Annotated in this window: 27 protein-coding genes; 14 read left to right on the top strand and 13 right to left on the bottom strand. The window is 58.9% G+C overall.

Annotation, left to right across the window (positions count from 1 at the left end; translation table 11 throughout):
• Positions 1-144: 144 nt before the first annotated feature.
• From AC2LD7_RS07580 to AC2LD7_RS07565, 4 genes are all read right to left on the bottom strand, one after another.
• Positions 145-921, bottom strand: coding sequence for an amino acid ABC transporter ATP-binding protein (locus tag AC2LD7_RS07580; protein WP_484597143.1), 777 nt, complete (start codon positions 919-921; stop codon positions 145-147).
• 8 nt (positions 922-929) lie between these two features.
• Positions 930-2,027: an amino acid ABC transporter permease gene (locus tag AC2LD7_RS07575; protein ID WP_484597142.1), complete on the bottom strand. Its 1,098-nt coding sequence runs from the start codon at positions 2,025-2,027 to the stop codon at positions 930-932.
• A gap of 10 nt (positions 2,028-2,037) precedes the next feature.
• The gene (locus tag AC2LD7_RS07570) at positions 2,038-3,222 is read right to left on the bottom strand and encodes an amino acid ABC transporter permease (RefSeq protein ID WP_484597141.1); all 1,185 of its coding nucleotides are present in this window, start codon (positions 3,220-3,222) and stop codon (positions 2,038-2,040) included.
• 87 nt (positions 3,223-3,309) lie between these two features.
• Positions 3,310-4,338 carry an amino acid ABC transporter substrate-binding protein gene (locus AC2LD7_RS07565; protein ID WP_484597140.1) on the bottom strand — a complete coding sequence of 343 codons (1,029 nt, stop codon included), beginning with the start codon at positions 4,336-4,338 and terminating at the stop codon, positions 3,310-3,312.
• 348 nt (positions 4,339-4,686) lie between these two features.
• Between AC2LD7_RS07565 and AC2LD7_RS07560 the strand changes: the two genes are divergently transcribed.
• The 4 genes from AC2LD7_RS07560 (at position 4,687) to AC2LD7_RS07545 (ending at position 8,363) form a co-directional block, all read left to right on the top strand.
• Entirely contained in the window at positions 4,687-5,343 is a 657-nt protein-coding gene (locus tag AC2LD7_RS07560) for an alpha/beta hydrolase (RefSeq protein ID WP_484597139.1), read from the top strand.
• Positions 5,344-5,559: 216 nt separating this feature from the next.
• Positions 5,560-6,495 (top strand): GGDEF domain-containing protein, encoded by a 936-nt coding sequence (locus tag AC2LD7_RS07555; protein ID WP_484597138.1) that lies wholly within the window; start codon positions 5,560-5,562, stop codon positions 6,493-6,495.
• Positions 6,496-6,618: 123 nt separating this feature from the next.
• Positions 6,619-8,037, top strand: coding sequence for an ATP-dependent RNA helicase RhlB (gene rhlB, locus AC2LD7_RS07550; RefSeq protein ID WP_484597137.1), 1,419 nt, complete (start codon positions 6,619-6,621; stop codon positions 8,035-8,037).
• Positions 8,038-8,198: 161 nt separating this feature from the next.
• Entirely contained in the window at positions 8,199-8,363 is a 165-nt protein-coding gene (locus AC2LD7_RS07545) for a hypothetical protein (RefSeq protein WP_484597136.1), read from the top strand.
• A gap of 5 nt (positions 8,364-8,368) precedes the next feature.
• Here AC2LD7_RS07545 and moaE read toward each other — a convergent pair whose 3' ends face one another.
• From moaE to dmeF, 5 genes are all read right to left on the bottom strand, one after another.
• Positions 8,369-8,824: a molybdopterin synthase catalytic subunit MoaE gene (moaE, locus tag AC2LD7_RS07540; protein ID WP_484597135.1), complete on the bottom strand. Its 456-nt coding sequence runs from the start codon at positions 8,822-8,824 to the stop codon at positions 8,369-8,371.
• A 2-nt stretch (positions 8,825-8,826) separates the two neighbouring features.
• Positions 8,827-9,075 carry a MoaD/ThiS family protein gene (locus AC2LD7_RS07535; RefSeq protein ID WP_484597134.1) on the bottom strand — a complete coding sequence of 83 codons (249 nt, stop codon included), beginning with the start codon at positions 9,073-9,075 and terminating at the stop codon, positions 8,827-8,829.
• The gene (gene moaC / locus AC2LD7_RS07530; protein ID WP_484597133.1) at positions 9,072-9,542 is read right to left on the bottom strand and encodes a cyclic pyranopterin monophosphate synthase MoaC; all 471 of its coding nucleotides are present in this window, start codon (positions 9,540-9,542) and stop codon (positions 9,072-9,074) included. The genes AC2LD7_RS07535 and moaC overlap by 4 nt, the downstream gene beginning before the upstream one ends.
• A 121-nt stretch (positions 9,543-9,663) precedes the next feature.
• Positions 9,664-11,049 carry a PhoH family protein gene (locus tag AC2LD7_RS07525; protein ID WP_484597132.1) on the bottom strand — a complete coding sequence of 462 codons (1,386 nt, stop codon included), beginning with the start codon at positions 11,047-11,049 and terminating at the stop codon, positions 9,664-9,666.
• Positions 11,050-11,324: 275 nt separating this feature from the next.
• Positions 11,325-12,263 (bottom strand): CDF family Co(II)/Ni(II) efflux transporter DmeF, encoded by a 939-nt coding sequence (dmeF, locus tag AC2LD7_RS07520; RefSeq protein ID WP_484597131.1) that lies wholly within the window; start codon positions 12,261-12,263, stop codon positions 11,325-11,327.
• Between the two features lie 134 nt (positions 12,264-12,397).
• On the opposite strand from dmeF, the gene yaaA reads away from it, so the two are divergent.
• From yaaA to AC2LD7_RS07500, 4 genes are all read left to right on the top strand, one after another.
• Complete coding sequence (gene yaaA, locus AC2LD7_RS07515) at positions 12,398-13,174, top strand: peroxide stress protein YaaA (RefSeq protein ID WP_484597130.1); 777 nt, start codon at positions 12,398-12,400, stop codon at positions 13,172-13,174.
• Positions 13,175-13,441: 267 nt separating this feature from the next.
• A complete protein-coding gene (locus AC2LD7_RS07510; protein WP_484597129.1) occupies positions 13,442-13,882 on the top strand; it encodes a hypothetical protein in 441 nt (146 codons plus the stop codon).
• On the top strand, positions 13,879-15,324 hold the full coding sequence (locus tag AC2LD7_RS07505; RefSeq protein ID WP_484597128.1) for a mannose-1-phosphate guanylyltransferase/mannose-6-phosphate isomerase: 1,446 nt from the start codon (positions 13,879-13,881) through the stop codon (positions 15,322-15,324). Before AC2LD7_RS07510 ends, AC2LD7_RS07505 begins: the two co-directional genes overlap by 4 nt.
• Positions 15,325-15,614: 290 nt before the next feature.
• Positions 15,615-15,824, top strand: coding sequence for a hypothetical protein (locus AC2LD7_RS07500; RefSeq protein ID WP_484597127.1), 210 nt, complete (start codon positions 15,615-15,617; stop codon positions 15,822-15,824).
• Between the two features lie 80 nt (positions 15,825-15,904).
• Here the strand turns inward: AC2LD7_RS07500 and AC2LD7_RS07495 are convergent, their stop codons facing one another.
• Genes AC2LD7_RS07495 through purU form a run of 3 tightly spaced genes read right to left on the bottom strand, consistent with a single transcriptional unit; the run spans position 15,905 to position 18,521 of the window.
• Positions 15,905-17,371 (bottom strand): helicase HerA-like domain-containing protein, encoded by a 1,467-nt coding sequence (locus tag AC2LD7_RS07495; RefSeq protein WP_484597126.1) that lies wholly within the window; start codon positions 17,369-17,371, stop codon positions 15,905-15,907.
• A gap of 43 nt (positions 17,372-17,414) precedes the next feature.
• Complete coding sequence (locus tag AC2LD7_RS07490; RefSeq protein WP_484597125.1) at positions 17,415-17,642, bottom strand: hypothetical protein; 228 nt, start codon at positions 17,640-17,642, stop codon at positions 17,415-17,417.
• Between the two features lie 27 nt (positions 17,643-17,669).
• Positions 17,670-18,521 carry a formyltetrahydrofolate deformylase gene (gene purU / locus AC2LD7_RS07485; protein ID WP_255981310.1) on the bottom strand — a complete coding sequence of 284 codons (852 nt, stop codon included), beginning with the start codon at positions 18,519-18,521 and terminating at the stop codon, positions 17,670-17,672.
• A 473-nt stretch (positions 18,522-18,994) separates the two neighbouring features.
• Between purU and mvaT the strand changes: the two genes are divergently transcribed.
• Positions 18,995-19,372, top strand: a complete 378-nt coding sequence (gene mvaT / locus AC2LD7_RS07480) for a histone-like nucleoid-structuring protein MvaT (protein ID WP_484597124.1) — start codon at positions 18,995-18,997, stop codon at positions 19,370-19,372.
• An 87-nt stretch (positions 19,373-19,459) separates the two neighbouring features.
• On the opposite strand, the gene sbcB is transcribed toward mvaT, so the two are convergent.
• A complete protein-coding gene (sbcB, locus tag AC2LD7_RS07475; RefSeq protein ID WP_484597123.1) occupies positions 19,460-20,887 on the bottom strand; it encodes an exodeoxyribonuclease I in 1,428 nt (475 codons plus the stop codon).
• Between the two features lie 275 nt (positions 20,888-21,162).
• Here sbcB and AC2LD7_RS07470 point away from each other — a divergent pair, with 275 nt between their 5' ends.
• From AC2LD7_RS07470 to AC2LD7_RS07450, 5 genes are read left to right on the top strand one after another with little or no spacing between them, the layout of a single operon-like run.
• Positions 21,163-21,840 (top strand): RDD family protein, encoded by a 678-nt coding sequence (locus AC2LD7_RS07470; protein ID WP_484597122.1) that lies wholly within the window; start codon positions 21,163-21,165, stop codon positions 21,838-21,840.
• Complete coding sequence (locus AC2LD7_RS07465; protein ID WP_484597121.1) at positions 21,837-22,820, top strand: stage II sporulation protein M; 984 nt, start codon at positions 21,837-21,839, stop codon at positions 22,818-22,820. Before AC2LD7_RS07470 ends, AC2LD7_RS07465 begins: the two co-directional genes overlap by 4 nt.
• On the top strand, positions 22,807-24,369 hold the full coding sequence (locus AC2LD7_RS07460) for a DUF4129 domain-containing protein (protein WP_484597120.1): 1,563 nt from the start codon (positions 22,807-22,809) through the stop codon (positions 24,367-24,369). Before AC2LD7_RS07465 ends, AC2LD7_RS07460 begins: the two co-directional genes overlap by 14 nt.
• Entirely contained in the window at positions 24,366-25,535 is a 1,170-nt protein-coding gene (locus AC2LD7_RS07455; RefSeq protein WP_484597119.1) for a DUF4350 domain-containing protein, read from the top strand. The genes AC2LD7_RS07460 and AC2LD7_RS07455 overlap by 4 nt, the downstream gene beginning before the upstream one ends.
• Complete coding sequence (locus AC2LD7_RS07450) at positions 25,532-26,545, top strand: AAA family ATPase (RefSeq protein ID WP_484597118.1); 1,014 nt, start codon at positions 25,532-25,534, stop codon at positions 26,543-26,545. The genes AC2LD7_RS07455 and AC2LD7_RS07450 overlap by 4 nt, the downstream gene beginning before the upstream one ends.
• The last annotated feature ends 25 nt before the right edge of the window (positions 26,546-26,570 follow it).

Genomic DNA, 26,570 nt, shown 5'->3' with positions numbered 1-26,570 from the left:
CAAGCTGCAAGCTGCAAGCTGCAAGCTGCAAGCTGCAAGCTGCAAGCTGCAAGCGAATCAGTATCGGGGCTGTCGCTCAAATGCGGTCAAGCTTTTCTTGCTCTTCGGCTGTTACTTACCGCTTGTGGCTTGGGGCTGCCTTTATCAGTGCAATATCTGACTCAGGAACAGCTTGGTGCGCTCGTTGCTCGGATGGGTGAAGAAGGTTTCCGGATCGGCCTCTTCGACAATTTCGCCCTTGTCCATGAAGATCACCCGATCGGCCACCGTGCGGGCGAAGCCCATCTCGTGGGTCACGCAGAGCATGGTCATTCCGCTCTCAGCGAGCCCCACCATCGTGTCGAGCACTTCTTTGACCATTTCCGGATCCAGCGCCGAGGTCGGCTCGTCGAACAGCATGATCTTCGGCTTCATGCATAGCGCCCGAGCGATGGCGACCCGCTGCTGCTGACCGCCCGAGAGTTGGCCTGGAAACTTGTCGGCCTGTTCAGGAATGCGCACACGCTCCAGATAATGCATGGCAATCTCCTCGGCCTGACGCCGCGGCAGCTTGCGCACCCACATCGGTGCCAGCGTGCAGTTCTGCAGCACGGTGAGATGCGGAAACAGATTGAAGTGCTGGAAGACCATGCCGACCTCGCTGCGGATCGCCTCGATCTGCTTGAGATCGTTGGTCAGCTCGACACCATTGATCACGATGCGGCCTTGCTGATGCTCTTCCAATCTATTGAGGCAGCGAATGGTGGTCGATTTTCCCGACCCGGACGGCCCGCACAACACGATGCGCTCGCCTTGGGTGACATTCAGGTTGATGTCCTTGAGCACGTGAAACTGGCCGAACCATTTGTGCACGCCGTGCATTTGGATGACCGGCTCGCCGACCCGTTCAGGTTGTTCGGGTTGCAGAGATGTATCGTTCATGTGTTCTCCTAATTCCGATGGCCGGTGTCGAGCTTGCGTTCCAGGTGCATGGAATAGCGCGACATGCCAAAACAGAAAATCCAGTAGACCAGCGCTGCGAATACGTAGCCCTCGGTCGACATGCCCAGCCAGGCAGGGTCGGCAGTGGCACGTTTGATGCTGTTGAGGAAATCGAACAAGCCGATAATGATCACCAGACTGGTGTCTTTGAATAAGGCGATAAACGTGTTGACGATGCCAGGAATGACCATCTTCAACGCCTGCGGCAGGATCACCAGGATCATGCTGCGCCAATAGCCCAGCCCCATCGCGGCAGCCGCCTCGTACTGGCCCTTGGGTATCGCTTGTAGCCCGCCGCGCACCACTTCGGCGATATAGGCGGCCTCGAAGAAAATCACCATCACCATGGCCCGCATCAGCTTGTCGAGGTTCATTTCTTCGGGCAGGAATAGCGGCAACATGACCGATGACATGAACAGCACGGTGATCAGTGGCACGCCGCGCCAAAACTCGATGAAGGTCACGCAAAGCACCCGGATCGCCGGCATGTCCGAACGCCGGCCAAGCGCTAGCAGAATACCCAGTGGCAGTGCACCTGCGATGCCCACAGCGGCGATGACGATAGTCAGCATCAATCCGCCCCAACGGCTGGTCGGCACCGTTTCGAGGCCGAGGAAGCCGCCGTGCAACAGCCAGTAGGCAAGCAGCGGATATACCAGCAGATAGGCAATGCCGTAGCGCACCTTGTGCCGCATTTGTTGGAGGAAAAGCGGCGCCGCGCCAATGATCGCGAGCCAGGCCGTCGCGTCCACGCGCCAGCGCAACTCTGATGGATAGAAACCGTACATGAACTGGCTGAAACGCGTTTGAATGAACACCCAGCACGCGCCTTCCCGCGTGCAGTCGGCCCGCGTCTCGCCGGTCCAGTCGGCCTTGATGATTGCCCATTCGATGAGGGGAGGTACGATCAGCCAGATCAGGTAGAGACCGACCAGCGTCAGCAACGTATTGATCCAACTGGAGAACAGATTGGCCCGCATCCAGCCGATCACACCGATGTTGGTGGAAGGTGCCGGCAGGTCCGGTTTGAAAGTATGGGTCGTCATGCGCTCGTCCTTACCGCTCGATCAGCGCAATGCGCTTGTTATACCCGTTCATCAGCAGCGAAATGCTGATACTGATGGCAAGGTAAACGCTCATGGTGATGGCCATGGTTTCAATGGCCTGACCGGTTTGATTGAGCACCGTGCCGGCAAATAGCGACACCATGTCCGGATAGCCGATGGCGGCCGCCAGCGAGGAGTTTTTAGCAAGGTTGAGGTACTGGCTGGTCAGCGGCGGAATGATCACGCGCATTGCTTGGGGGATGATGACCAGGCGCAACACCCGTCCCGGGCGAAGGCCCAACGAAGCAGCGGCTTCGGTCTGACCGTGGCTGACCGACTGGATCCCGGCGCGTACGGTTTCGCCGATAAAGGCAGCGGTATAGATAGACAGCGCCAGCACGATCGACACCAGCTCGGGTATTACCACCCAACCGCCACGGATGTTGAAACGCTGCAGCTCAGGGATTTCCCACAGAAACGGCGTGCCAAGCAGCAGCGAGCAGAGCCCCGGGATCCCGATGAACAGCGCCAGACTTACCCAGAACACCGGAAAGGCCTGCCCGGTGGCGTGGCGCCGCGCGCGCGCCCAGCGATTGAGCATGACGATGGCCGCCAATGCCAAAAACATCGCGATCCAGAACGGCCAGAAGCCTGCCCCGGCGCTGGGCGAAGGCATCTGCACCCCGCGATTATTGACGAAGATGACGTCCCACAAGCTCAGACTGTCTCGCGGGCCGGGCAAAGGACCGAGCACAGCGAAGTAGACGAAGAAAATTTGCAGCAGCGGCGGAATGTTGCGAAAGGTCTCTATATAAACCGTGGCGATCTGACGGATCAGCCAGTTCGGCGATAGCCGCGCCACCCCGAGAATGAACCCGATGATGGTCGCCAGGATGATGCCGATGACACTGACCAGAAGCGTGTTAAGCAAGCCGATCCAGAACACCCGCCCATAGGAGTCGCTTTCGCTGTAGTCGATCAGATGTTGGGAAATGCCGAAGCCGGCAGCATTGTCGAGAAAGCCGAATCCCGACGTGATGCCTCGATGGGCGAGATTGGTCTGGGTGTTATGGAACAGAAACCAGCCGATTCCTACGACCGTTATTACGGCGACAACTTGGAACAACCAGGCACGCGCCTGCGGATCCGTAAGCAGCGAGCCGCGAGCTGCTCCCGTTTTGGCGATGGTTCGCATCAAGAAACCTCATACGACGTTGCCGGTGCAAGGGCACCAGCAACGCTCATCCTTGAAACAAGGCCAGCGTTCGCTGGCCCGGTTCGGTCAACGCACAGGTGGTGCGTACTGCAGGCCTCCGTTGGTCCAGAGCGCATTCAGACCGCGTTCGATCTTCAGGTCGCTACCAGACCCAATGTTGCGCTCGAACACTTCGCCATAGTTGCCGACCTGCTTGACGATCTGCACCGCCCAGTCTTTCGGCAGATTCAGATCCTTGCCGTATTCCCCCTCTGCGCCGAGCAGACGCGCGACGTCGGGATTCTTGGTGGACTTGGCTGTCTCTTCGACATTAGCCGCGGTTATCCCCAGCTCCTCGGCGTTGATCATCGCCAGCAGCGACCAGCGCACGATGTCGAACCACTCTTCGTCGCCCTGACGCACGGCAGGGCCGAGTGGCTCCTTGGAGATGACCTCAGGCAGCACGATGTAGTCGTCCGGCTTGGCCAGCTTTATGCGTTGCGCGTATAGCTGGGACTGATCGGATGTGAGCACGTCGCAACGACCAGATTCCAGCGACTTGGCGCTTTCGTCGGAGGTGTCGTAGGTGATCGGGGTGTACTTGAGGTTGTTGGCGCGAAAGTAGTCAGAGAGGTTCAGCTCCGTCGTGGTACCAGCCTGGATACAGACCGTGGCGCCATCGAGCTCCTTGGCGCTGGATACGCCGACTGACTTGTTTACCAGGAAGCCCTGGCCGTCGTAGTAGGTAACGCCGGTGAAATTCAGCCCCATCGCCGCGTCACGCGAGCTGGTCCAAGTGGTGTTTCGCGACAGCACATCGACTTCACCTGATTGCAACGCGGTGAAGCGCTCCTTGGCAGTCAGCGGGCTGAACTTGACCTTGCTAGCGTCGCCAAATACTGCCGCCGCTACTGCGCGGCATACATCCACATCGATTCCCTTGTACTCGCCCTTGGCGTCGGTGTAAGAGAAACCCGGCAGCCCGTCGCTGACGCCGCACTGCACGAAGCCTTTGCTCTTCACCGCATCCAGGGTCGCCCCTGCCTGCACCAAGCCGCTGGTGCCCAAAAGTGTCGCGGCACCAAGCACGGCCAGTGTGGATTTAACCCTTATCATCGAAACCTCCAGTTTGCTTTTATTCTTACGGGGTCGGGGCCTTCTACCTGCATCACAGGTTGCCAATCGACACGCATCAACCGGCACGACAGAAGTACCTGACCTGAGTCTAGTCGCCGATGGGTTATCGGCAACTCCTCCCTATGCGCTCGTCTGCAGGAGCACTGACGACATCGGCGCATTAGGTACCAGCGGCAAAGCAAGCGGCGTACCAGATCGCAACAGCGTCTCCTGGCGCTGCCGCGCGCTTCATTGCCAGGCTGTATGCAGGTACCCTCGCTGCATATTGCTGCAATTTTTTTCTGCGCTCGCCCCAACTTGGCGCGAACCGCCCGAATGGAGCCTGACATGAGCGACCCTCTGATCATCGAACCCGCAACAACCGCCGATTCCTGTGTTATCTGGCTGCATGGCCTCGGCGCTGATCGCTACGACTTCCTCCCGGTGGCCGAAGCCTTGCAGCAGAGTCTATTGAGCACCCGCTTCGTACTGCCTCAGGCACCGACCCGAGCGGTAACGATCAATGGCGGCTGGGCGATGCCGAGCTGGTACGACATTCTGGCCATGAGCCCTGCGCGCGCGATCGATCAGGCGCAGCTCGAGCAATCGACGCAGAGTGTGATCGAACTGATCGAAGCGCAGCGCGATAGCGGCATCGACCCCAAACGAATTTTCCTGGCCGGATTTTCTCAAGGTGGCGCGGTGGTCTATCACACCGCATTTCTGCGCTGGCCCGGCCCGCTGGGTGGAGTCCTGGCGTTATCCACCTATGCGCCGACTTTCAATGCCGATTTGAGACTGTCACCGCTGCAAACCGGCCTGCCGGTGCTTTGTTTGCACGGTTCGAGGGATGACGTTGTACTGCCCTCAATGGGGCGCGCCGCCCATGAATGTCTGGTACAGAACCAGGTGCAAGCGGCCTGGAAGGATTATTCGATGGGCCATGAAGTGGTACCGGACGAGATCCGCGATATCGGCGAATGGCTAGCGGCCCGGCTGGGTTGAACTGCGTTTGGACAGCAGCCCACCGACAAGGAAAATTTGTGACGCTGCGCGCCTGTCCGAATGAGCAAATAAAGCTACGCTTGGCATGGGTAGAACAAAACTTGATGCGCCTGCAATTGTAGCGCTCATCGCGGCCAGACGAAGCCGACCAGCCAGCAGTTACGGGGCGCTAGCGATAGCCATGCCAGAGACGCCATCCAACCGGATGTTGCAGTCATGAAGCTTGCCGAATGGCGGGCCGAAATGCAGCACCTGAAACAGGCGCGATTGCTAGATCATGTCGACGAGCCCTGCCTGCGTCTGCTGCAGGAGTTTTTCGAGCCGTGCCTGATCGAGGCTGGCGAGGCCCTGCTTTCACCACTCGAACACAATTACTACCTTTATCTGGTCCTAGACGGCGAGCTGTCCGTTCACCTGGATTCGCTCGACAGCCATCAAGTGCGCACTATCGGCCCGGGCGATTGCGCCGGCGAAATCAGCTTCATGGATGACCTGCCGCCATCAGCCTACGTCGTCGCACTCGAGCCTTCGGTACTGCTGCGCCTGCATCGCCGTTCGATGCCACTGCTTACCCGCTCACCCAAGCTGATGCAAAACCTTGCCGAGCTGCTCTGCCAGCGCGTTCGCTTGAGCGATCGGCTGATCATCAACAGCGAACAGAACGCCAACATCGACACCCTCACCGGCTCATTCAACCGCCGCTGGCTGGAACATATTTATAGTCGCGAGAGCACCCGCTGCGCCTTCAGCGGGCAACCACTATCAATCCTTATGCTCGATGTAGACCGCTTCAAGGATTACAACGACAGGCACGGCCATCTGGCAGGCGATCATGCGTTGTGCCTCGTCGTCGACACACTCGGCAAGCTGCTGCGCCCCGCAGACAGCCTGGTGCGCTACGGCGGCGAGGAGTTCGTGATCTTGCTTCCCGACATGTCACTCGAAGATGCCCGCAACGTTGGCGAACGCCTGCGCCAGAGTCTCGAAGAGATAACCTCGTTCCGCTCACCGATAGGCATTCTGCCTGGCGTGACGATTTCTATCGGCGTCGCACCGATGCAACCGAAGGACGACTTGAAAACGCTAATTCACGTCGCCGATCAAGCGCTTTATCAGGCCAAGGAGCGGGGGCGAAACCGCATTTGCGGTTGAGCGACCACCGCGCAGACAGTTTGCGCCAAGCCAACTCCATGCCAGTTCCGAGCAAGTCTTCGCCGTACCTGCTTCTTGCATTACACTGGCGAACGAACCTTTATAGACACAGACGAGAAGACCGTGCTCGAAGCACTCAAGAAAATGTTTGGCAAAGGCTCGACCGAGCTACCTGCCGCCCTGCCCGCCAGCAACACCGCGAAAAATACCGATAGCCCTCGCTCTGCGCGTCCCGAAGCGCACACTACGCAACCGGGCAATGCGCAAGAGGCGGCAACCAAGCCGCGCCGCGAACGTTCGCGCAAACCCTCCCCGCCGCCAGCACCGGCCTGGAAACTGGAAGATTTCCAGGTCGAGCCGGCTGAAGGTAAGACACGCTTCCATGACTTCAAGCTCGCCCCGGAGCTGATGCATGCCATTCACGACCTGGGCTTTCCTTACTGCACGCCGATCCAGGCCCAAGTGCTGGGATTTACGCTCAAGGGGCGTGACGCTATTGGTCGCGCTCAGACTGGCACCGGCAAGACCGCAGCGTTTCTGATTTCCACCATTACCCAGCTATTGCAGACCCCACCGCCCAGCGACCGCTACATGGGCGAGCCACGCGCGCTGATCATCGCGCCAACGCGGGAATTGGTGGTACAGATTGCCAACGATGCACTGGACCTGACCAAGTACACCGGCCTGAATGTAATGAGCTTCGTCGGCGGCATGGACTTCGACAAGCAGCTCAAGGCGCTCGAATCCCGCTATTGCGACATCCTCGTGGCTACACCGGGGCGTCTGCTGGACTTCAATCAGCGCGGCGAGGTGCACTTGGACATGGTCGAAGTACTGGTCCTTGACGAAGCGGATCGCATGCTCGACATGGGCTTCATTCCGCAGGTCCGCCAGATCATCCGCCAGACCCCACCGAAGAGCGAACGCCAGACGCTGCTGTTCTCCGCGACGTTTACCGAAGACGTGATGAATCTGGCCAAGCAGTGGACAACGGACCCGGCAATCGTCGAGATCGAAGCGGTGAACGTTGCGAGCGACACCGTCGAACAACATGTCTACGCCGTGGCGGGAAGCGACAAATACAAGCTGCTGTACAACCTCATCACCCAGAATGACTGGACCCGCGTGATGGTCTTCGCCAATCGCAAGGACGAGGTGCGCCGCATCGAGGAACGCCTCACTCGCGACGGTATAAGCGCCGTCCAGATGTCCGGTGACGTCCCGCAGCACAAGCGTATTCGTGCACTGGAAGGCTTCCGCGAAGGTAAGATTCGCGTAATGGTGGCGACCGACGTGGCGGGCCGCGGTATCCACGTCGATGGCATCAGCCACGTGATTAATTTCACTCTGCCGGAAGTCCCCGATGATTACGTGCATCGCATAGGCCGCACCGGCCGGGCCGGTGCCAGTGGCACCTCGATCAGCTTTGCCGGGGAAGATGATGCCTTTGCCCTGCCGGCGATCGAAGCGCTGCTGGGGCGCAAGATCAGTTGCGAAATGCCTCCCGCCGAACTGCTGGCTGCGGTTCCGGCCAAGCACTGAACTACCGGCAATGAAAAAAGGCGAGGCCAGTAGTGCTTCGCCTTTTTCATTCCTGATGCCATGGCCTGCCACGCGCCCGAATACATTCCGCTGATACAGGCCAGCCGCCGATCCGAGAAGCACCTAAGGTGAATAAAGCCATTCACGACAGGAGTCGCCTCATGGATCGCCTTAACTTGATGTTACTGCTGATCATCACGAGCTTTATGTTGATGGGTGCCGGCTTTAACTTTCGAGAGCAAAGATGGGGCCTCGCGCTGCTTACGCTAGGCATTCTGTCGATGCTCTCCACGTTGTTCTACAAGTTGCAGATCACCTTTGGCTGACTCCGCTACCCCTGCCGCCACTGCTCTGCTGCGGCTTGATCGCTACCACGCCCCTCAACCCAGCGCGGGCCTGACGGAGTGTCTTCCTTTTTCCAAAACGGCGCGCGGGTTTTCAGATAATCCATGACGAACCGGCAACCGTCGAACGCGGCCTCACGGTGTGCGCTGGCGGCGCCGACGAAGACGATCGGCTCGCCCGGTTCGAGCCGACCGACCCGGTGCAGGATTTCCAGATTGAGCAATGGCCAGCGTACTGCCGCCTCCTCGATGATCTTCTGCAGCGCCTTTTCCGTCATTCCCGGCGCGTGCTCGAGAAACATCCCAGCGACATCATGCCCATCGTTGAAGTCGCGGACGTAGCCGACAAAACCGGTTACCGCGCCGATGCCAAGATTGGCCGCATGCAGGGCATTAAGCTCGGCGCCTGGGTCGAACGGGGTCTGTTGGACGCGCACACTCATGTTCAGCCTCCGGTCACGGTGGGAAAGAATGCTACTTCGTCCCCGTCGGCCAGCGGCTCGTCGAGGCCGCACAACTCTTGATTGCGCGCGCACATCAGGTTCTGCTCGCCCAGCACCGTCCATTCGTTGCCACGCGCCAGTAGCTTCAGCCTAAGAGCATCGACCTGCCGAAGTGACGGGTCCCACTCCAGCTGTTCGGTATCGAGGCCAAGCGCTTCACGATAACGCGCGAAATATTGCACCTGGATCATGCTGGCACCTGCCAATGACCGCTTTTCCCGCCCAGCTTCTCTAGCAGCCGGACACTCTCCACGACCATGCCCTTGTCGACCGCCTTGCACATGTCATAGATCGTCAATGCCGCGATGCTCGCCGCGGTCAGCGCTTCCATTTCCACACCGGTCTGACCGGCCAGCTTGCAGCGTGCCTGAATCCGCACGCAGTCGTCCCCTTCCGGTTGCAGTTCCACCTTGATGCTGGTCAACAGCAATGGGTGGCAGAGCGGAATCAGTTCATGAGTCTTCTTCGCCGCCTGGATGCCGGCGATACGGGCGACTGCGAACACATCGCCCTTGGGATGGCCGCCCTGCTGGATCAATTGCAGGGTTTCAGGGCGCATGCGGACCTTCGCCTCCGCCACCGCTTCACGTGCCGTAACGGCCTTGGCGGTGACGTCGACCATGTTGGCGCGCCCCTGGGAATCGAGATGGGTGAGCATTACTAAACTTCGTCGTTAATGGGACAGGCCGCAGTTTAACCGATGGAGGCTGGAGGCCGGACGAAATGAAGAATGGTCATCGTCCAGCTTTCCAGCGTCGTTATCGGCTTTCCGGTCTTTGTTACATATGCGCCTCGGCGTATTCCGCCAGTACCGAGCGAGGGACGCCTTGCAAGGTTATGTGCATGCCGTGCGGGAAGTCTTTGAAGCGCTCCGTAAGATAGGTTAATCCCGAACTGGTGGCGGACAGGTAAGGCGTGTCGATCTGAGCTAGATTGCCCAAGCAAACCACCTTCGACCCGCTGCCGGCCCGAGTGATGATGGTTTTCATCTGATGCGGTGTGAGGTTCTGGCATTCATCGATCAAAATCAGGCTCTGCTGGAAGCTGCGGCCGCGAATGTAATTGAGGGATTTGAACTGCAACGGCACCTTTTGCAGGATGTAGTCCACGCTGCCATGAGTGCTTTCGTCATCCATATGTAGCGCTTCGAGGTTATCGGTGATTGCGCCGAGCCAGGGCTCCATCTTTTCCGCTTCGGTGCCCGGCAAAAAGCCAATGTCCTCATCCAGGCCCTGCACGCTACGCGTCGCGATTATTCGGCGGTAGCGCTTGCTCACCACGGTCTGCTCAATGGCAGCGGCCAACGCCAGGATGGTCTTGCCGGAGCCAGCGGCACCCGACAGATTGACCAGATGAATGTCCGGATCGAGTAAAGCGAATAGCGCCAGCGCCTGATGAATGTCCCGTGGGCGCAGCCCCCAGGCTTCCTGATGCAGCAGAGGTTCCTGGTGCATGTCGAGTAGCAGTAGCTCGTCAGCCTTGATGCCCTTGATCCAGCCGACAAAGCCCTGCTCATCGAGGATGAATTCGTTTACATGCACAGCCGGAAGATTATCGATCAGTTGAACTCGATGCCAGGTCCGCCCGTGTCCTTGATGAGTATCGACCTTGCTGACACGATCCCAGAACGACCCACTCAGGCTGTGATAACCGCGCGACAGCTGGCCTACGTCGTCCACCAGCTTGTCGGTGTGGTAATCCTCCGAGGCAACGCCGCAGGCACGTGCCTTCAGGCGCATGTTGATGTCGTTGGTGACCAGCACCACAGGCACGGTGCTGCGCCGCTGCAGATCCACGACCTGATTGATGATCTTGTTGTCGTTGAGATCCTCTGGAAGCGCACTGGAATCGGCGCCTTTGCTCATCAAGATCGACAAGCTGCCACAGGACCCGCTCTTCTCGCGCTGGATCGGTACGCCCAGCTCGACTTCCTCAGGGGTGGCGTCACCGAGCACCTTGTCGATCAGGCGGATGGCTTGTCGGCACTCGGCCGCCACGCTGTGCTTGCCGGCTTTGAGCTGATCCAGTTCCTCCAGCACGGTCATCGGTATGGCGACCTGATGCTCCTGGAAATTCAATAATGCGTTGGGATCGTGAATCAGAACGTTGGTATCAAGAACGTAGAGGGTGGGCTGAGTTGCGCGGGGCCTGCCATAGTCATCCATACGCGATCACCTTTTCGGAGCCGGACGACGGAGGGCCGAATGCGCTCCGCCGTAGAGAAAACCACCGTGCGCAAGGTGAGCGGACTTGGGTGGCAGGGGTCTGGGGCCACCCAGAGGCCGCCACCTGTGAGTGCAGGTTTCGGCGGTCTTGATAAAGGTAATACCGCAAAATGGATGACAGTAAAAAGTCTTTTTCTGCCAGACGACATTTTTTTATCGGAACGACGAAGTGCGCTTGGCGGGCTCCAGATGGACAGCTAGGCTCAACGGTCAATCTATGCGTTTTCGCCGCATTGATTCACCTCCGCCGTGATGTGTACCAGCTCTGAGAAACCCTTCAGCTCGGCCTTGTAGTGGTCTGCCGAGCGCGTCTGGTGGGTAACGATGCTGACGATGCAGCTGTATTGCGCCCGACCGACTCTCCATAGATGCAGATCGGTCACCTCGGTGTCCGGCACGGCCTCCAGCTGCTCTCGGACACGCTGCACCAGCGGATCGTCCATTTCTCGGTCTAGCAACGCTTTCGCGGTATCGCGCAGCAGGCTCTTGGCCCATATCAGGATGACGATCGCACCGACGATGCCCATCAGCGGGTCCAACCAGTTCCAGCCGAAATACTTACCTCCCAGCAAGGCAGCGATGGCGGCAATCGAAGTCAGCCCGTCGGTTAGCACGTGAATGAAGGCGGCATGGCGATTGAGATCACGCCCGGGCGCTGCGGTGTCCAAGTGGTCATGGCCGTGACCGTGGTCATGGCCATGCTGATCACGCAGTAGCCAAGCCGATAGCAGGTTCACCGACAGCCCAATCACCGCCACCCATAGCGCTTCATCGAATCCAATTTGCGCAGGCGACCAGAAGCGCGACAGCGACTCGCCGATCATCATCAGCGCTACCACTACCAGCAGCACCGCACTAGCGAAGCCCGCCAGCACCTCGATCTTCCAGGTTCCGAATGCGAAGCGCCGATCGTGGGCGTAGCGGCGAGCCAGAAGATAGGCAATCGCCGCCATGCCGATAGCCACCATATGCGATGCCATATGCCAGCCATCGGCCAGAAGCGCCATGGAGTTGAACAGGTAGCCGGCGAATATCTCGGCCACCATGGTCAACCCGGTCAGCACCACGACAGCCCAGGTCTGCCGCTCCGCGCCTTGCTCGAGCGGCCGGTAATCATGGGAGGGTTCCCAGTGCGAATGATTGCAATCGTTCATAAGCGCTCCTTTCGATAAAGCAAGCTTGCTCCTTTACACCGGGGCAAGGTCAACCTGCCGGCTAATCGAAGTCATAGGTGGAGCCCAGGCCGGCATACCGCCTAGAATCAGCCCACATCAAAGGAGACCGATGCATGCTGATGGTGATTTCGCCGGCCAAGACTCTGGATTACGACACCCCACCGACGACCAAACGCTTCACCCAACCCGAACATCTCGACCACACCCAGCAACTGATCGATCAATTACGCGACCTGTCGCCCCAGCAGGTGAGCGAATTGATGCACCTTTCGGACAAGCTCGCCGCGCTGAACGTCGCTCGCTACGGCAGCTGGACAGCGGACTTCACCCCAGACAATGCCAAGCAGGCGCTGCTTGCGTTCAAGGGAGACGTTTATACCGGGCTGAACGCCAGCGATTTTTCCGAGCAGGACCTCGATTTCGCTCAGAAACACCTGCGGATGCTGTCCGGGCTTTACGGCATCCTGCGCCCACTCGACCTGATGCAGCCCTACCGGCTGGAAATGGGAACCAAACTAGCCAATGCACGCGGCAAGGATCTCTATGCATTCTGGGGCGAACGTATCAGCGGCTGGCTTAACGAAGCGCTGGAAGCGCAAGGCGACGACGTGCTGCTCAATCTGGCATCCAACGAATACTTCGGCGCAGTCAAACGCAAGGCCCTGAACGCGCGGATAATCGATGTCGACTTCAAGGACTTGAAGAACGGTCAGTACAAGATCATCAGTTTCTACGCCAAGAAAGCGCGCGGCCTGATGAGCCGCTACGTGATCAAGGAGCGCATCGAGCACCCCGAGCAGTTGAAAGACTTCGCTTGCGACGGCTATCGCTACAGCCCGGATGATTCATCGACCGATCACTTGGTGTTCCTGCGCGACACTCAGTCCTAAAGCGCATCGCCCTTACCCGCTTCGCTCTACGGCAAGCAGGCGGGGGCGCCCTTCTCCTTCGTTGCGTCACCGCATCGAGGCATACGTCATTCATCATCGAAACGCCGTGGCGGCAGCCGCCGTTGCCGTCTGTAACGCGGCCTGACGGGCACCACTCCCCGATATCGAAAAACTCTCCGATCAGCGGCACCCCTGCAGGGAACTATACGAAGGCACCGGCAATCATAAGCGCGTACCGGCAATTCCAGATGGAAAAGGACGTCGCACATGAACGTGCAGTGGAATTCAAAACCATACTTTCAAGCTGTCAGCCGTGATCGCTCTTCAGGGTTATCAGGCGAGACAAATCGAGGCCAAACCGGCCGAACCAAGACAGTGTCGGTAATCACCGCACGGTGCCAAACGCGCCAAAATCAGTTAGGCAGCGTGCGCCAGTTCGATAGAGAGCATCTAGCCACTCATTTCAGAACGGTGATCGGTACCGCGACTTCAAATCTGGCTGCGATCAACAACCAGGCAACACCCCCACATTCAGGCTCGGAGCGCGCAGTTCGCCCCGACGGTAGTTTTCTTGCGAGAAAACATAGCTTGACGGCGCGCGGCATCCTGAAGGCCGGGCCAAGAAGCATACGGCGAGCACAAGCCTCTGGCCGCCTATATGGACAAGAAGAACTCCCCCTTCTCAACGATTCAGGAGAAACAACATGATCCCGGTCATCCTCTCAGGCGGCAGCGGTTCCCGGCTCTGGCCACTTTCTCGCAAGATGTTTCCCAAACAATTCCTCGCTCTGACAGCTGAGCAGACGCTGTTCCAGCAGACTATCGAGCGTCTCGCCTTCGACGGCATGCAGCCGCCCCTACTGGTCTGCAACAAGGAGCATCGCTTCATCGTCAAAGAGCAATTGGCGGCACGCAAACTGGGCATTCAAGGCCTTATGCTCGAGCCATTCGGTCGCAACACCGCGCCTGCGATCGCCATCGCGGCGATGAAGTTGCTCGAGGATGGCCGTGACGAGCTGTTGCTGGTCCTGCCAGCGGATCATGTGATCGAAGACCACAAGGCCTTCCAGCGCTCGCTGGCGCTAGCCACGAATGCAGCTGAAAACGGTGAGATGGTGCTGTTCGGCATCCCCGCGACCAGCCCGGAGATCGGTTACGGCTATATCAAGTGCGACCACAACGAGCGCAATGGCCTGCCGGAAGGCGTCAACCGCGTCACTAACTTCGTCGAGAAACCTGATGAAGCGCGTGCCCAGCAATACGTCGATTCAGGCGACTATTATTGGAACAGCGGCATGTTTCTGTTCCGCGCCAGCGTGTTCCTGGAAGAACTGAAGAAGCATGACCCGGACATCTACGACACCTGCATGGCCGCGCTGGAGCGCAGCGCCAAAAACGGTGACGAAGTATTGATCGATCCGGAAACATTCGCCTGCTGCCCGGACAACTCGATCGACTATGCGGTAATGGAAAAGACCGAACTGGCCTGCGTGGTGCCCATGTCGGCAGGCTGGAGCGATGTTGGCTCCTGGTCCTCGCTCTGGGACGTGCTGGAAAAAGACGAAAACGGCAACGTAACCCGAGGGGATGTGATCGTCGAAGACAGCCGTAATTGCCTGGTTCACGGCAACGGCAAGCTGGTGACCGTGGTCGGCCTGGACAATATCGTTGTGGTCGAAACCAAGGACGCGACCATGATTGCGCACAAGGACAAAGTCCAGGACGTCAAAAAGCTGGTAAACAAGCTCGATGCCATGAAGCGCTCCGAAACGCAGAACCACTGCGCGGTCTATCGCCCCTGGGGCTGGTACGACTCAGTAGATATGGGCGGCCGCTTCCAGGTCAAAAGGATCTGCGTCAATCCGGGCGCGCAGCTCTCGCTGCAGATGCATCACCATCGCGCCGAGCATTGGATCGTTGTTTCGGGCACTGCCCAGGTCACATGCAACGACAAGACGTTCCTGCTTACCGAGAACCAGTCGACCTATATCCCGGTGACCTCCATCCACCGTTTGGCTAACCCCGGCAAGATCCCGCTGGAAATCATCGAAGTGCAATCGGGCAGCTATCTCGGTGAAGACGACATCGAGCGGCTGGATGACGTCTACGGTCGCGCCCACGATAATGTGGCGAGGCAAGCAGCACGCTGAACGGATGTAACATGAAAACCGCGCCTAGTTCAGGCGCGGTTTTTTCATTCTGGAAGCGTCAGAAATAACCGACTGACCGACGCAGGTCTTAAGCGGATTAATAGCGGTTGCTACAAGAATCACTCAATTTCCGCAAACACTTTTTCGCCGTCCACTTGCAATAGCGTCAGCCAACCCATTAAATAAACCAACCGCCGAGCCAGACCCCGCATCTGCCGACCTACTGCTTCCGGCGCCTCAGCTTGCTTGCAGGTTGATATTTGAATTATCGAAAAAGGACAGATCAAGAAGTGACAAAAGAAGAACTACGCGCCGAACTGGAACGGCAGGCCAACCGCTTCCAGGCCGTATACGGAGGCGAGATAACCACTTACGCTGCGCAACCCGATCCTGAACGAAAGCCCTGGCGCAAAAAGCCAACAATTCACGATCAGGTTTTTAAGGAAGAATTGAAAAAGATTGAAAAAGAGCTGTCGCAACAGCCTTCTCAGTCCAAATAAAAGCGACCTCTAAGACTTACACTGCCATGCCACGCCACAACGAGCGGGACGAGTGACCAACGCAGCATTGCCGTCCCGAATCAGCGTTTGCCACCGAGTAGCGAGCCCATCAACCCTCGCACCAATTGCCGGCCTAGCTGGGTGGCCGCCTGACGCACAGCGCTCTTGAACACTCGCCCGGCGAGATCACCGAAAGCATCGCCTACATTATTTTTCGACGTCGCCGCTTTCGCTTGCGGTTCGGCATCTGTCGCCTGTTTGGCCCGTTCGATCAAGATTTCGTAGGCGGATTCGCGATCGCTCGCTTTATCGTAGCGAGCTCGTAACGGCGAGCTGACGATCAGTGCGCGTCTTTCATGATCATCGAGCGGCCCTACACGCGACTGCGGCGGCGCGATAGCCACGCGTTGCACCATGGCAGGCGTACCCTTGTCCTCGAGCCCGCCGACCAGGGCTTCGCCAATTCCCAGGTCGACCAGCGAATCCAGCGTAGAGAATGCAGGATTGGCTCGGAACCCTTCTGCCACCGCACGCAAGGCCTTCTGTTCCTTGATCGTATAAGCACGTAAGCCGTGCTGAATGCGCAGGCCCAACTGAGCCAACACTTCATCCGGCAAATCTGACGGCGACTGGGTGACGAAATAGACGCCAACGCCTTTCGAGCGAATCAATCGAACGACCTGTACCAGTCTGTCCTGCAAAGCTTTCGGGGTGTCGTTGAACAGCAGGTGCGCCTCGTCGAAGAACAGCGCCAGCAGTGGACGATCCGCATCGCCGCGCTCGGGTAACTGCTCGAATAACTCAGCCAGCAACCACAACAGGAACGTCGCGTACACCTTGGGCGCCTGGTGCACGAGCTGACTGGCGTCTAGCAGATGAATCCGGCCGCGGCCGTCGTGATCAAGCTGCAGCACATCTTCCAAAGCCAATGCCGGTTCGCCGAACAGCGCCTCTGCGCCCTGCTGTTCCAGTGTCGCCAACCGCCGTAACAGCGCCTGTGACGAGGCGTTGGTCAGCAAGGCGGCGTCGTCACCCAGCACCTCGGGATTCTGCTTGAGGTAGGCGAGCAACGCTTTGAGGTCCTTCAGGTCCAGAAGCAATAGTGACTCACGATCGGCCACCTTGAACGCGGCGTAGAGAGCCGCTTGCTGGCTATCCGTCAGCTCGAGCAAATTGCCCAGCAAAAGCGGCCCCATCTCGGTCAAGGTGGTGCGCAACGGGTGACCGCTCACACCGTGTACGTCCCACAAGGTGACGGGGTAAGCCTGCGGCTGATGCTTGAGCCAGGGCATGCTGGCGATACGCTCGGCGATCTTTCCTTGTGGTACCCCAGCGGCGCCCAGCCCACACAAGTCGCCTTTGATATCTGCCGCAAACACCGCGATACCTGCATCGCTGAATTGCTCTGCGAGCCGCTGCAAGGTAACGGTCTTGCCAGTGCCCGTCGCGCCAGCGATCAAACCGTGACGGTTGGCCAGGCGTAGCGGGTGCATATTGGGATCGCCTGTAGCATCAGCGCCCAACACCAAGCGATCGTTGTGGTCCATCTGGCGTCTCCAGAACGGGAAGCTGCGGATGGACGAGGCAGCGCTAGCGCTGCCTCGTCGATGTTTTGGCCCGATCGCTATCCGGGACAGTGGAAGCAATGCCAACAACAGCCACTTCGGCATCGAGTTGGTGACGCTTCCACAGCGCTTCGGCACCGGGAAAATCGGTGCCGAGTTCCAGCCCGAGGTGTTCGGGATCGTAGCGCTGCGTACAACCGCTACCGATGATCGGTGGTGCTGTTGCGCCTGCTTTTTTCAATGGATCGGTCATGCACGCTCCCGCGCCGATGACGACGGGTCAGTTGAAAACCATAGTCTTGTTGCTATGGACCAGCACGCGTTCCTGCAAGTGATAGCGCAGACCGCGCGATAGCACCATTTTTTCTACGTCTTTACCCAGACGAACCATGTCTTCAACACTGTCGCGGTGGCTGATGCGCACCACGTCTTGCTCGATTATCGGGCCGGCGTCCAGTTCTTCGGTAACGTAATGACAAGTCGCACCAATCAGCTTGACGCCCCGCAGCGATGCCTGATGGTACGGTTTGGCCCCGACGAACGAGGGCAGGAAACTGTGGTGAATATTGATCACGCGTTGAGCGAACTCTTCGCACAACTCGGACGGCAGAATCTGCATATAACGCGCAAGCACAATCACATCGGCCTGCTGCTCACGCACCAGACGCGACACCTCGGCAAACGCTTGCTCCTTGCGCCCCGGTTCGACGGGCACGTGGAAGTAAGGGATGCCATGCCACTCGACCATGCTGCGCAAGTCGTTGTGATTGGAGATGACGCAAGGAATTTCACAATCCAGCTCACCGCTATGCCAGCGGTGCAACAGATCGGCGAGGCAATGCGATTCCCGACTGGCCATCAACACGACTCGCTTACGCTGTTCCGAGTCGGTAATACGCCATTCCATAGAAAATTCGCGCGCTATAGGGGCAAATGCCTGACGGAAACCTTCAAGATCGAAAGGCAGCGAGTCGGCGCGAATTTCATGGCGCATGAAAAACCAGCCACTCTGATGGTCGGAGTGGTGATTGGCTTCCGTGATCCAGCCATTGTAAGTAGCCAGGAAATTGCTGACCTTGGCGACAATGCCAACGCCATCGGGGCAGGCAATAACCAGCCTGAATGTGCGCATTAAAAATAACTCCGGCTTAAAAAGGTCCGCATTCTAGCGCAGCGAAGAAAACTGCAACCACATTATCGAGCAGGTGCAGCGCACCAGCACCCGCTACTTGAGTGTTAGGTGATATTGCTCGGATATGCGGCAGCAAGCGGCTCAATCCCTTGGTAAAAATGGAAAATTACTTTGGCCCTGCGTCAAAGCCGAACACTGCGTTGTGCCAACTATGCGAACGGCTTCGCAGAGGTATGGCGATGCACCGCCTCTATTGCAGAAAACCTGCTGTCGATAACAACAGTGCGCTCGTTCAAGCGCTATTTTTTGTGACAAGTTCTATCTATGACCCGCGCAAACTAACTGAACGCGCTTGGCAACCGCAGCAAATCCAGGGGTAACGCGGCTAACTTTATTCAAAGAATATTTACTTGTGCATTGCAGCTGTCTATGATTACCAACACTTGCGTTCAAACCTATACCAAGGAAGTGACATGTCGCTGATCAACGAATACCGCGCCACTGAAGAAGCTATCAAGGAACTTCAGGAACGCCTGAAGTCTCTTTCTGCAGACGACAAGCTGAAAAAGGAGCTTGAGTTCGAAGGCAAATTGCGTGAGCTGATGGGCGAGTACCAAAAATCGCTTCGCGATATCATCGCCCTGCTCGATCCGGACGCCAGAAGCAGCAAGGCACAGCGCGCAGCCAAAGCACCGGCTACAGCCAAACGTGCCCGCCGAGTAAAGCAATATAAGAACCCGCATAACGGCGAAGTGATTGAAACCAAAGGTGGCAATCACAAGACCTTGAAAGAGTGGAAAGCACAGTGGGGCTCCAACGAAGTTGAAGGCTGGGCCACCCTGCTCGGTTAATCGGCGCGTTACGCCTAAAAGCCATCTGACGCTTCATGCCGGGCATGCTGCGTCAGATGGCTTTTTTGTACCTGTCGTTAGCCGAAATCAGCGAATGTAACGCTCACGCAAGCCGTCAGCATGCAGTGTCCACTGGCGTAGCAACTGCGCTTGTTCCGGGCTCGCTGATGCTAGCAGTGCCTGAAGGCATGTTTCGAACTGCGCTAAGGTATTGGGCGCTCCAAACTCGGGAGCGGTTAAGCGTTGCCGGCAAAATTCTTCCCATTGCAGTTTTTCTGTTGCCGAAAGGCACTCGGGAAAGTTACGGGCACGATAACGAAAATGCAGTTCAGGCAAACGGGCATCGTCAAATGGGAACACCCCGCCCGAACTTTGCGACGGCACCAGACTTCTGACTTGATCGCACAGCCGTCGGTCTCGCTCGCCTAGGAAGCCATCGTACAGTTGCTGTTCCGGATCCGCCGAACCTGCGAAAGCCTCTTCCTGATAGATGTCGGCGAGCTTCGCGTCCCAGTCTGCCTTTCTGCTGCGCAGATCGCGTGCTCTGGACTCGTAACATTGCAGATCCAGCCCCAAGCGATCGATATCGGACTCACGCAGCACATTCATTGGTGCAAGCACCGGGCACCGATTCACATGCACCAGCTTCAGCGGAGTCGGAAGTTTCTCGCCAAGATCTTCACGACGCGTATAAAGCCGTGCACGAAGATCCTCGGCTGTTTCTTCCCACAAGGGTGCGCACTCGGCATTTAGATCGCAAACGATCAGTGCATTGCGATTGCGTGGATGCCAGGCGAGCGGCAATACCACCGACAAGTAATGCCGAGCAGCAGAGAAGCGCCCAGAAACATGCACCATCGGCTTCAGAAGTTCGATCTGCTCGACCACCGCATTCTTTCGGCGCAGCTTGTATAAATAGTCGTAGAGCCTCGGTTGACGCTCACGTATCAACCGCGCCAGGGCGATGGTTGCACGCACATCCGACAAGGCATCGTGCGCCTGCAAATGCTCGAGCCCATTGGCCACGCTCAGCCGCTCCAGCTTGAGCGTCACGCGGCCGTCTTCTTCCGGCCAGACCAGCCCTTCCGGACGCAGCGCATAAGCCGTGCGGACCAGATCGATCAGATCCCAACGGCTGTTACCGCCCTGCCACTCGCGCGCATAAGGGTCGAAGAAATTGCGGTACAGGCTGTAGCGCAGCACTTCGTCATCGAAACGCAAACTGTTGTAACCCGATCCGCAAGTGCCTGGCAGCGCCAGTTGCTGATGCAGCCGACCAATGAATTCGGCTTCGCATAGTCCCTTCTCCGCCAACGTCGCCGGGGTTATGCCGGTCACCAGACATGCAGCGGGATGCGGCAGGATGTCATCGCTGAGACGGCAATAGATGTTCAGCGGCTCGCCAATTTCCTCCAACGCCTCGTTGGTCCGGATCCCGGCGACCTGGAGAGGCCGGTCGCAACGCGGAGAAATACCGGTGGTTTCAAAGTCGTACCAGAAGATGCTGGATGTCACGGGAGATTCCTTCTCGGTCGTCTGGCGCCAAGTCTAGCGCGCCCGAGTACGCGACGGGCTGCTCACAATGGCGCCGCAGTCGTATATAGGTACTAGATCCAAAATTCTCCGCGGACCTCTGGTCGAACGATCCGTTCGATGCTTTCATGCCTGCCACAACCGCTGCTCCAGCCCTAAGTTCGATCAATTGTTCAAACCACGATGGCCGCGTCAGGTCCACCGATACCGTTAAACGAGCAAAGTCATTGCCTCCCGCCTCAACATCCGAAGCGCCGTTGGACAACACACACCGGGTCGAAACGCCGGAAGGTATCGACTTGCTGCTCCGTCCAGCCGGCCTGGTGCCGCGAGCGCTGGCGTTTGCGCTGGATCTGCTGATTCGCGGTGCCGTACTGGCTCTGCTGGGAACGGGTTTTGCGCTGTTGGGCAAATTCGGTATGGGCGTCGGCGCGTTGCTGCTGTTCCTGGTGCAATGGTGGTACATGGTGCTGTTCGAAGTGCTCAATCAAGGCAGGACGCCGGGCAAATACTGGCTGGGCCTGAAGGTGGTCCACGATGACGGCACGCCGATTGGCTGGGCGTCGTCACTGACGCGCAATTTGCTGCGTTTCGTCGACATGCTGCCTTTCGGCTATTTCCTCGGGGCGCTCTGCTGCCTCTGGCACCCGTCATTCAAACGGCTTGGCGATTTGGCCGCCGGCACGCTGGTGGTCTATCGCGAGCGGAGCATTCCTGCACCGACGCTTCCAGCAGTCGAAGCCATCGCAGCGCCCTTCCCGCTGGAACTGCCCGAACAGCGTGCACTGATCAGCTTCGCCGAACGCCAATCGAGCCTATCGCCGGAACGGTGTCAGGAGCTGGCTGCAATTCTCGCCACGCCACTGCAAATCCCTCAAGAGCAGGCGCAAGCGCACATTTCCGGCATTGCCCGCGGCCTGGTAGGCCCTGTATGAAACAGAGCCAATTTGAAAGCCGGCACCAGGTCGAATGGCGAACGTTCAGCGAAACGCTCGATGCGTTCGAACGCGGCAAGAAGCCCTCGCCTACCTTAAGCGCTGAGTTTCCGGCGGCCTATCGGCGACTCTGCCAGCAGCTCGCATTGGCTCAGGCGCGTGGTTACAGCACCCATACGATCGATAACCTGCAGTTGCTGGTGCAGCGCGGGCACCAACAGCTATACCGCCATCGCAGCCCGCTGGCGGGTCGTGTGCTCGGTTTTTTCCTGGGTGGCTTCGGCAGGCTGGTTCGCGAGGAATGGCGCTACGTGGCGGTCGCAAGCCTGCTGTTCTATATCAGCCTGCTGGGCATGGGCGTGCTGGTGCTGGCGTTCCCTGATCTGGTCTACAGTTTGATCACCCCGGAACAAGTCGCCCAGATGGAAGCGATGTACGACCCCGACGCCAGCCGCCTTGGCCGCTTCGGCGAGCGTGGGTCCGGTGACGACTGGGTGATGTTCGGCTACTACGTCATGCATAACATCGGGATCGCATTCCAGACGTTTGCCGGCGGCTTGCTGTTCGGCCTCGGCAGTCTGTTCTACCTGCTTTTCAACGGACTGACGATAGGAGCTGTCGCGGGACACCTGACCGGGATTGGCTATCATCAGCCGTTCTGGTCGTTCGTCATTGGTCACGGTGCCTTCGAGCTGACAGCCATCACGCTGGCCGGCGCAGCTGGGTTGAAACTGGGCGCCGCGCTCATTGCGCCCGGTCGCCTCACACGCGGCGAGGCGTTGCGGCTGGCCGCGGCCACGGCGGTGCGATTGATAGCCGGCGCCACTGTGCTGTTGCTGATCGCCGCGTTCATCGAAGCCTACTGGTCGTCGATGACCTACCCTTCCGCGCCGATAAAATATGCTGTGGGGACATTACTTTGGCTGCTGGTCGGCCTGTATTTCGTGTTGAGCGGCAGGAGCACCCATGCGCCTGACTGACGCAAGCATGGAAATTCGCCCACGCAGCGCCTGGGAAGCGCTGGACCTCGGCATTCTACTGGCGCGCCGACAAGCCGGATTGCTGATGCTCAGTTGGGCGCTGCTGACGCTGCCGCTGTTCGGGCTATTCAGTGTGTTGTTCTGGCAGCACCCTACCCTTTCGTTGTTCCTGTTCTGGTGGTTCAAGCCGCTCTACGAACGCTTGCCGCTTTTCATCGTCTCCCGCTCGCTGTTCGGCGACATCCCGACAGTGCGCCGCAGCTTCCAGGCGCTACCTGGATTGCTGCGCTCGCAGTGGTTTTCCAGCATCACCTGGCGCCGCTTCAGCCTGACCCGCAGTTTCGACCTGCCGGTACTGCAGCTCGAAGAGCTGTCCGGCTCCGCCCGCCGGCAACGGCTGGACGTATTGAAACAACGTGACACCCGTGCAGCACGCTGGTTGACCATTGTCGGCGTACATCTAGAGAGTGGCTTGTGGCTGGGAGCGCTGGCATTGCTCTACATGTTGATACCGGCGCAACTGTTGGCCGACTGGACCTGGCAGGACCTGCTGAAACTGGACGGTGACTGGCTCTGGTTCGAGCACCTGTCCAACCTGCTATACGTCTTGGCACTGGTAATCTGGGAGCCGATTTACGTCGCCAGCGGTTTCAGCCTTTATCTCAACCGACGCACCATACTCGAGGCCTGGGATATAGAGTTGAGCTTCCGTCGATTGCAGGCACGCCTGAAATCCGTACTACCGGCACTTTTGCTCGGCCTGAGCCTGCTGCTAGTCCCGCCAGTCAATGACGCCCAGGCAGCGCCTCCTGTTGCTCAAGCTGAGCAGAAGGCAACCGAGCCGAGCCCGGAAAGCAGCCGATTGCTCAACCAGCCATTGACCAGTCAGGCCGCCAGCGAGCGGATCGCCGAGTTGCTGGACCAACCGCCGTTCAGAAACCGCGAAACGGTTACTCGCTGGCGCTTTGGTGAGGAGCAGACCGATACGGAGCCTGGCTGGCTGGCGCGTTTTCTCGAGCGGTTGCTGCACGGCAATTTACAACGCGGTTTCGAACATGTCGCAACGGGCATCGAGGTTCTGCTCTGGGCCGCTCTGTTCGGTCTGATCGTGTTTGGGCTTTGGCGGTATCGGGAGTGGATCAGACTCTACGTCGGACGACTCCGCCCGCCATCCGACAATCCTCGCCCGCCAGAGCCGGCCATGTTGTTCGGTCTCGACGTGCTGCCCGAAAGCCTTCCGCAGGACGTTGTCGGCGAAGTGGAACGACTGTGGGACAAACAGCCACGGGAGGCCCTCGGTTTGCTCTACCGAGCCTTCCTCAGCCGATTGCTGCACGAGCGCAACCTGCCGTTGAAGAGCGCCCACACCGAAGGCGAAGTGCTAGAACTGCTGCGCCAGGACCAGCAACCGGGGCTTATGCGCTATGCCGAAATGCTCACCGGCCATTGGCTGAGTCTTGCCTATGGACATCGCTTGCCGCCGGATGCCGCCAGGCACGAGCTATGCGCTCAGTGGCGCGAGCTATTCGGGACAGGGGCCCGCGCATGATCCACCGTCGCGCGATCTGTTGGGCGTTGGCAGCCGTGCTACTCGTTGCCTTGCTGTTGTTCGCGGCGAGCAAGGCGACGCCCTACGAAGAAGTCATCGAGCACGGGCCCGCACCGCAGGTCCGCAGCAACCCTTATCTGGCAGCCGAGCACTTCCTCACCGACCAAGGCAGAGCGGTTACCCACGCGGAAAGCGTCACGGGGTTAGGTGGACTGCAACCGGATCAGCAGGTTCTGCTGCTGTTGGGTGATCGCAGCGAGATGACGCCGCGCCAGTCAAGACACTTTCTTGAGTGGGTCGCAGAAGGTGGCCACCTGGTGTTCGTCGCCGAGCGTCTCTGGAATGAACGCACAGCCAAAAGCGGCGATCTGCTACTGGATGCCTTGAATCTGCAGCAGTACGAAACTACCGAGGGCGGCAACAACGATGCTGCCGACCAGATAGCCAGCGCCGAGAAGCATCCATCGCTGACCAGGCTTTATCTGGAGAATGAAGACGCACCGGCCTACCTCGCCTTCGATACCAACTATCACCTCTACGACGCCGGGAAAAAATCACATGCCTGGGCCAACAGCGCCGGTGCCACGCATATGCTGCAGCTACAGCACGGCAGCGGCCTGATCACCGCGCTTACCGACAGCTGGATCTGGCAGAACGACAACATCGCCAGGTATGACCACGCGTGGCTGCTGTGGTATCTCACCCAAGACCGCGACGTGACGCTGGCTTATCGCACCGAGCACGACAGCCTGCTGCAACAACTGCTGCGTTATTTCCCCGAAGCGCTGGTCGCCCTGCTACTGACGCTGCTGTTCGCAACCTGGCACCTGGCCCAGCGGCAGGGCCCGCTGTTCGAGCCAACCGAGCGCGGCCGCCGGCAGTTGCAGGAACACCTGCGTGGCAGCGCTGATTTTCTCTATCGGCACGCGGGGCAGCGCCACCTGCTGAGCAATCTGCAACGCGACATACAGCGCCAGGCGCGCCGCCGCCATCCCGGTTTCGAAACGCTGGAGCACGCCGAACGATGTCAGATACTGGCGAAACTCAGTGGCATTCCCAGCGATTTGATCGATCAGGCACTACGCTCACCTGCCGCAAAGCCTGCCAGCACCGCCGAATTCACCACCCAGGTTGCCCGCCTTCAAAGCCTCAGGAATGCCTTATGAGCGACGCCACAAGCGAACCGAACAATGCCGCGCCCGCTGCTGGCGCGAGTACCCAACGGCAGCGCGCCAGCCAGCTGGCACAAGCGCTGCGCCAGGAACTGCACAAGGCCGTCATTGGCCAACAGGAAGTTGTCGATGGCGTACTCACCGCACTGATCGCCGGTGGCCACGTACTGGTCGAGGGTGTTCCGGGCTTGGGCAAGACGCTGCTGGTGCGCGCGCTGGCACGCTGCTTCGGCGGGGAGTTTTCACGTATCCAGTTCACGCCCGACCTGATGCCTAGCGATATTACCGGCCACGCCGTCTACGACCTTGCCAGCGAACAGTTCAAGTTGCGCAAGGGCCCGGTGTTCACCAACCTGCTGCTCGCCGATGAGATCAACCGCGCGCCAGCCAAAACTCAGGCAGCGCTGCTGGAAGTCATGCAGGAGCGTCAGGTCACGCTCGAAGGACGTGCGCTGGCAGCCCCGCTGCCTTTCCTTGTGATGGCCACGCAAAATCCGATCGAGCAGGAAGGCACCTATCCGCTACCGGAAGCCGAGCTGGACCGCTTCATGCTGATGCTGCGCATGGACTATCCGCAGGCCGACGAAGAGCTGGAATTGGTCCGCCAGGTCACTCGCTCGGCTCGCACCGATATTCTCGACGTCAGCGGGCTGCGAGTTCTGCTGCAAGCGAAGGACGTCCAGGCCCTGCAAAAAATTGCCAGCGACATGCCGCTCGACGAGCAGGTACTCGACTATGCGGTGCGTCTGGCTCGCTCGACGCGTCATTGGCCGGGTCTGGCACTAGGCGCAGGTCCACGTGCTTCTATCGCCCTGGTTCGCTGCGCGCGCGCGCGTGCCTTGTTACGCGGCGGTGAGTTCGTCACCCCGGACGATGTAAAAGGGTGCGTGCTGGCCGTTTTACGGCACCGTGTCAGGCTCTCGCCCGAACTGGATATCGAAGGCATTTCGGTGGATCAGCTGCTGCAACAGCTGCTCGACCAAGTCGCGGCGCCGCGCCAGTGACCCAGCCCAACGCGTTGGACCTTCG

It is taken from the genome of Stutzerimonas sp., from assembly GCF_982611455.1.
This window is presented reverse-complemented; position numbering and strand designations above follow the sequence as displayed.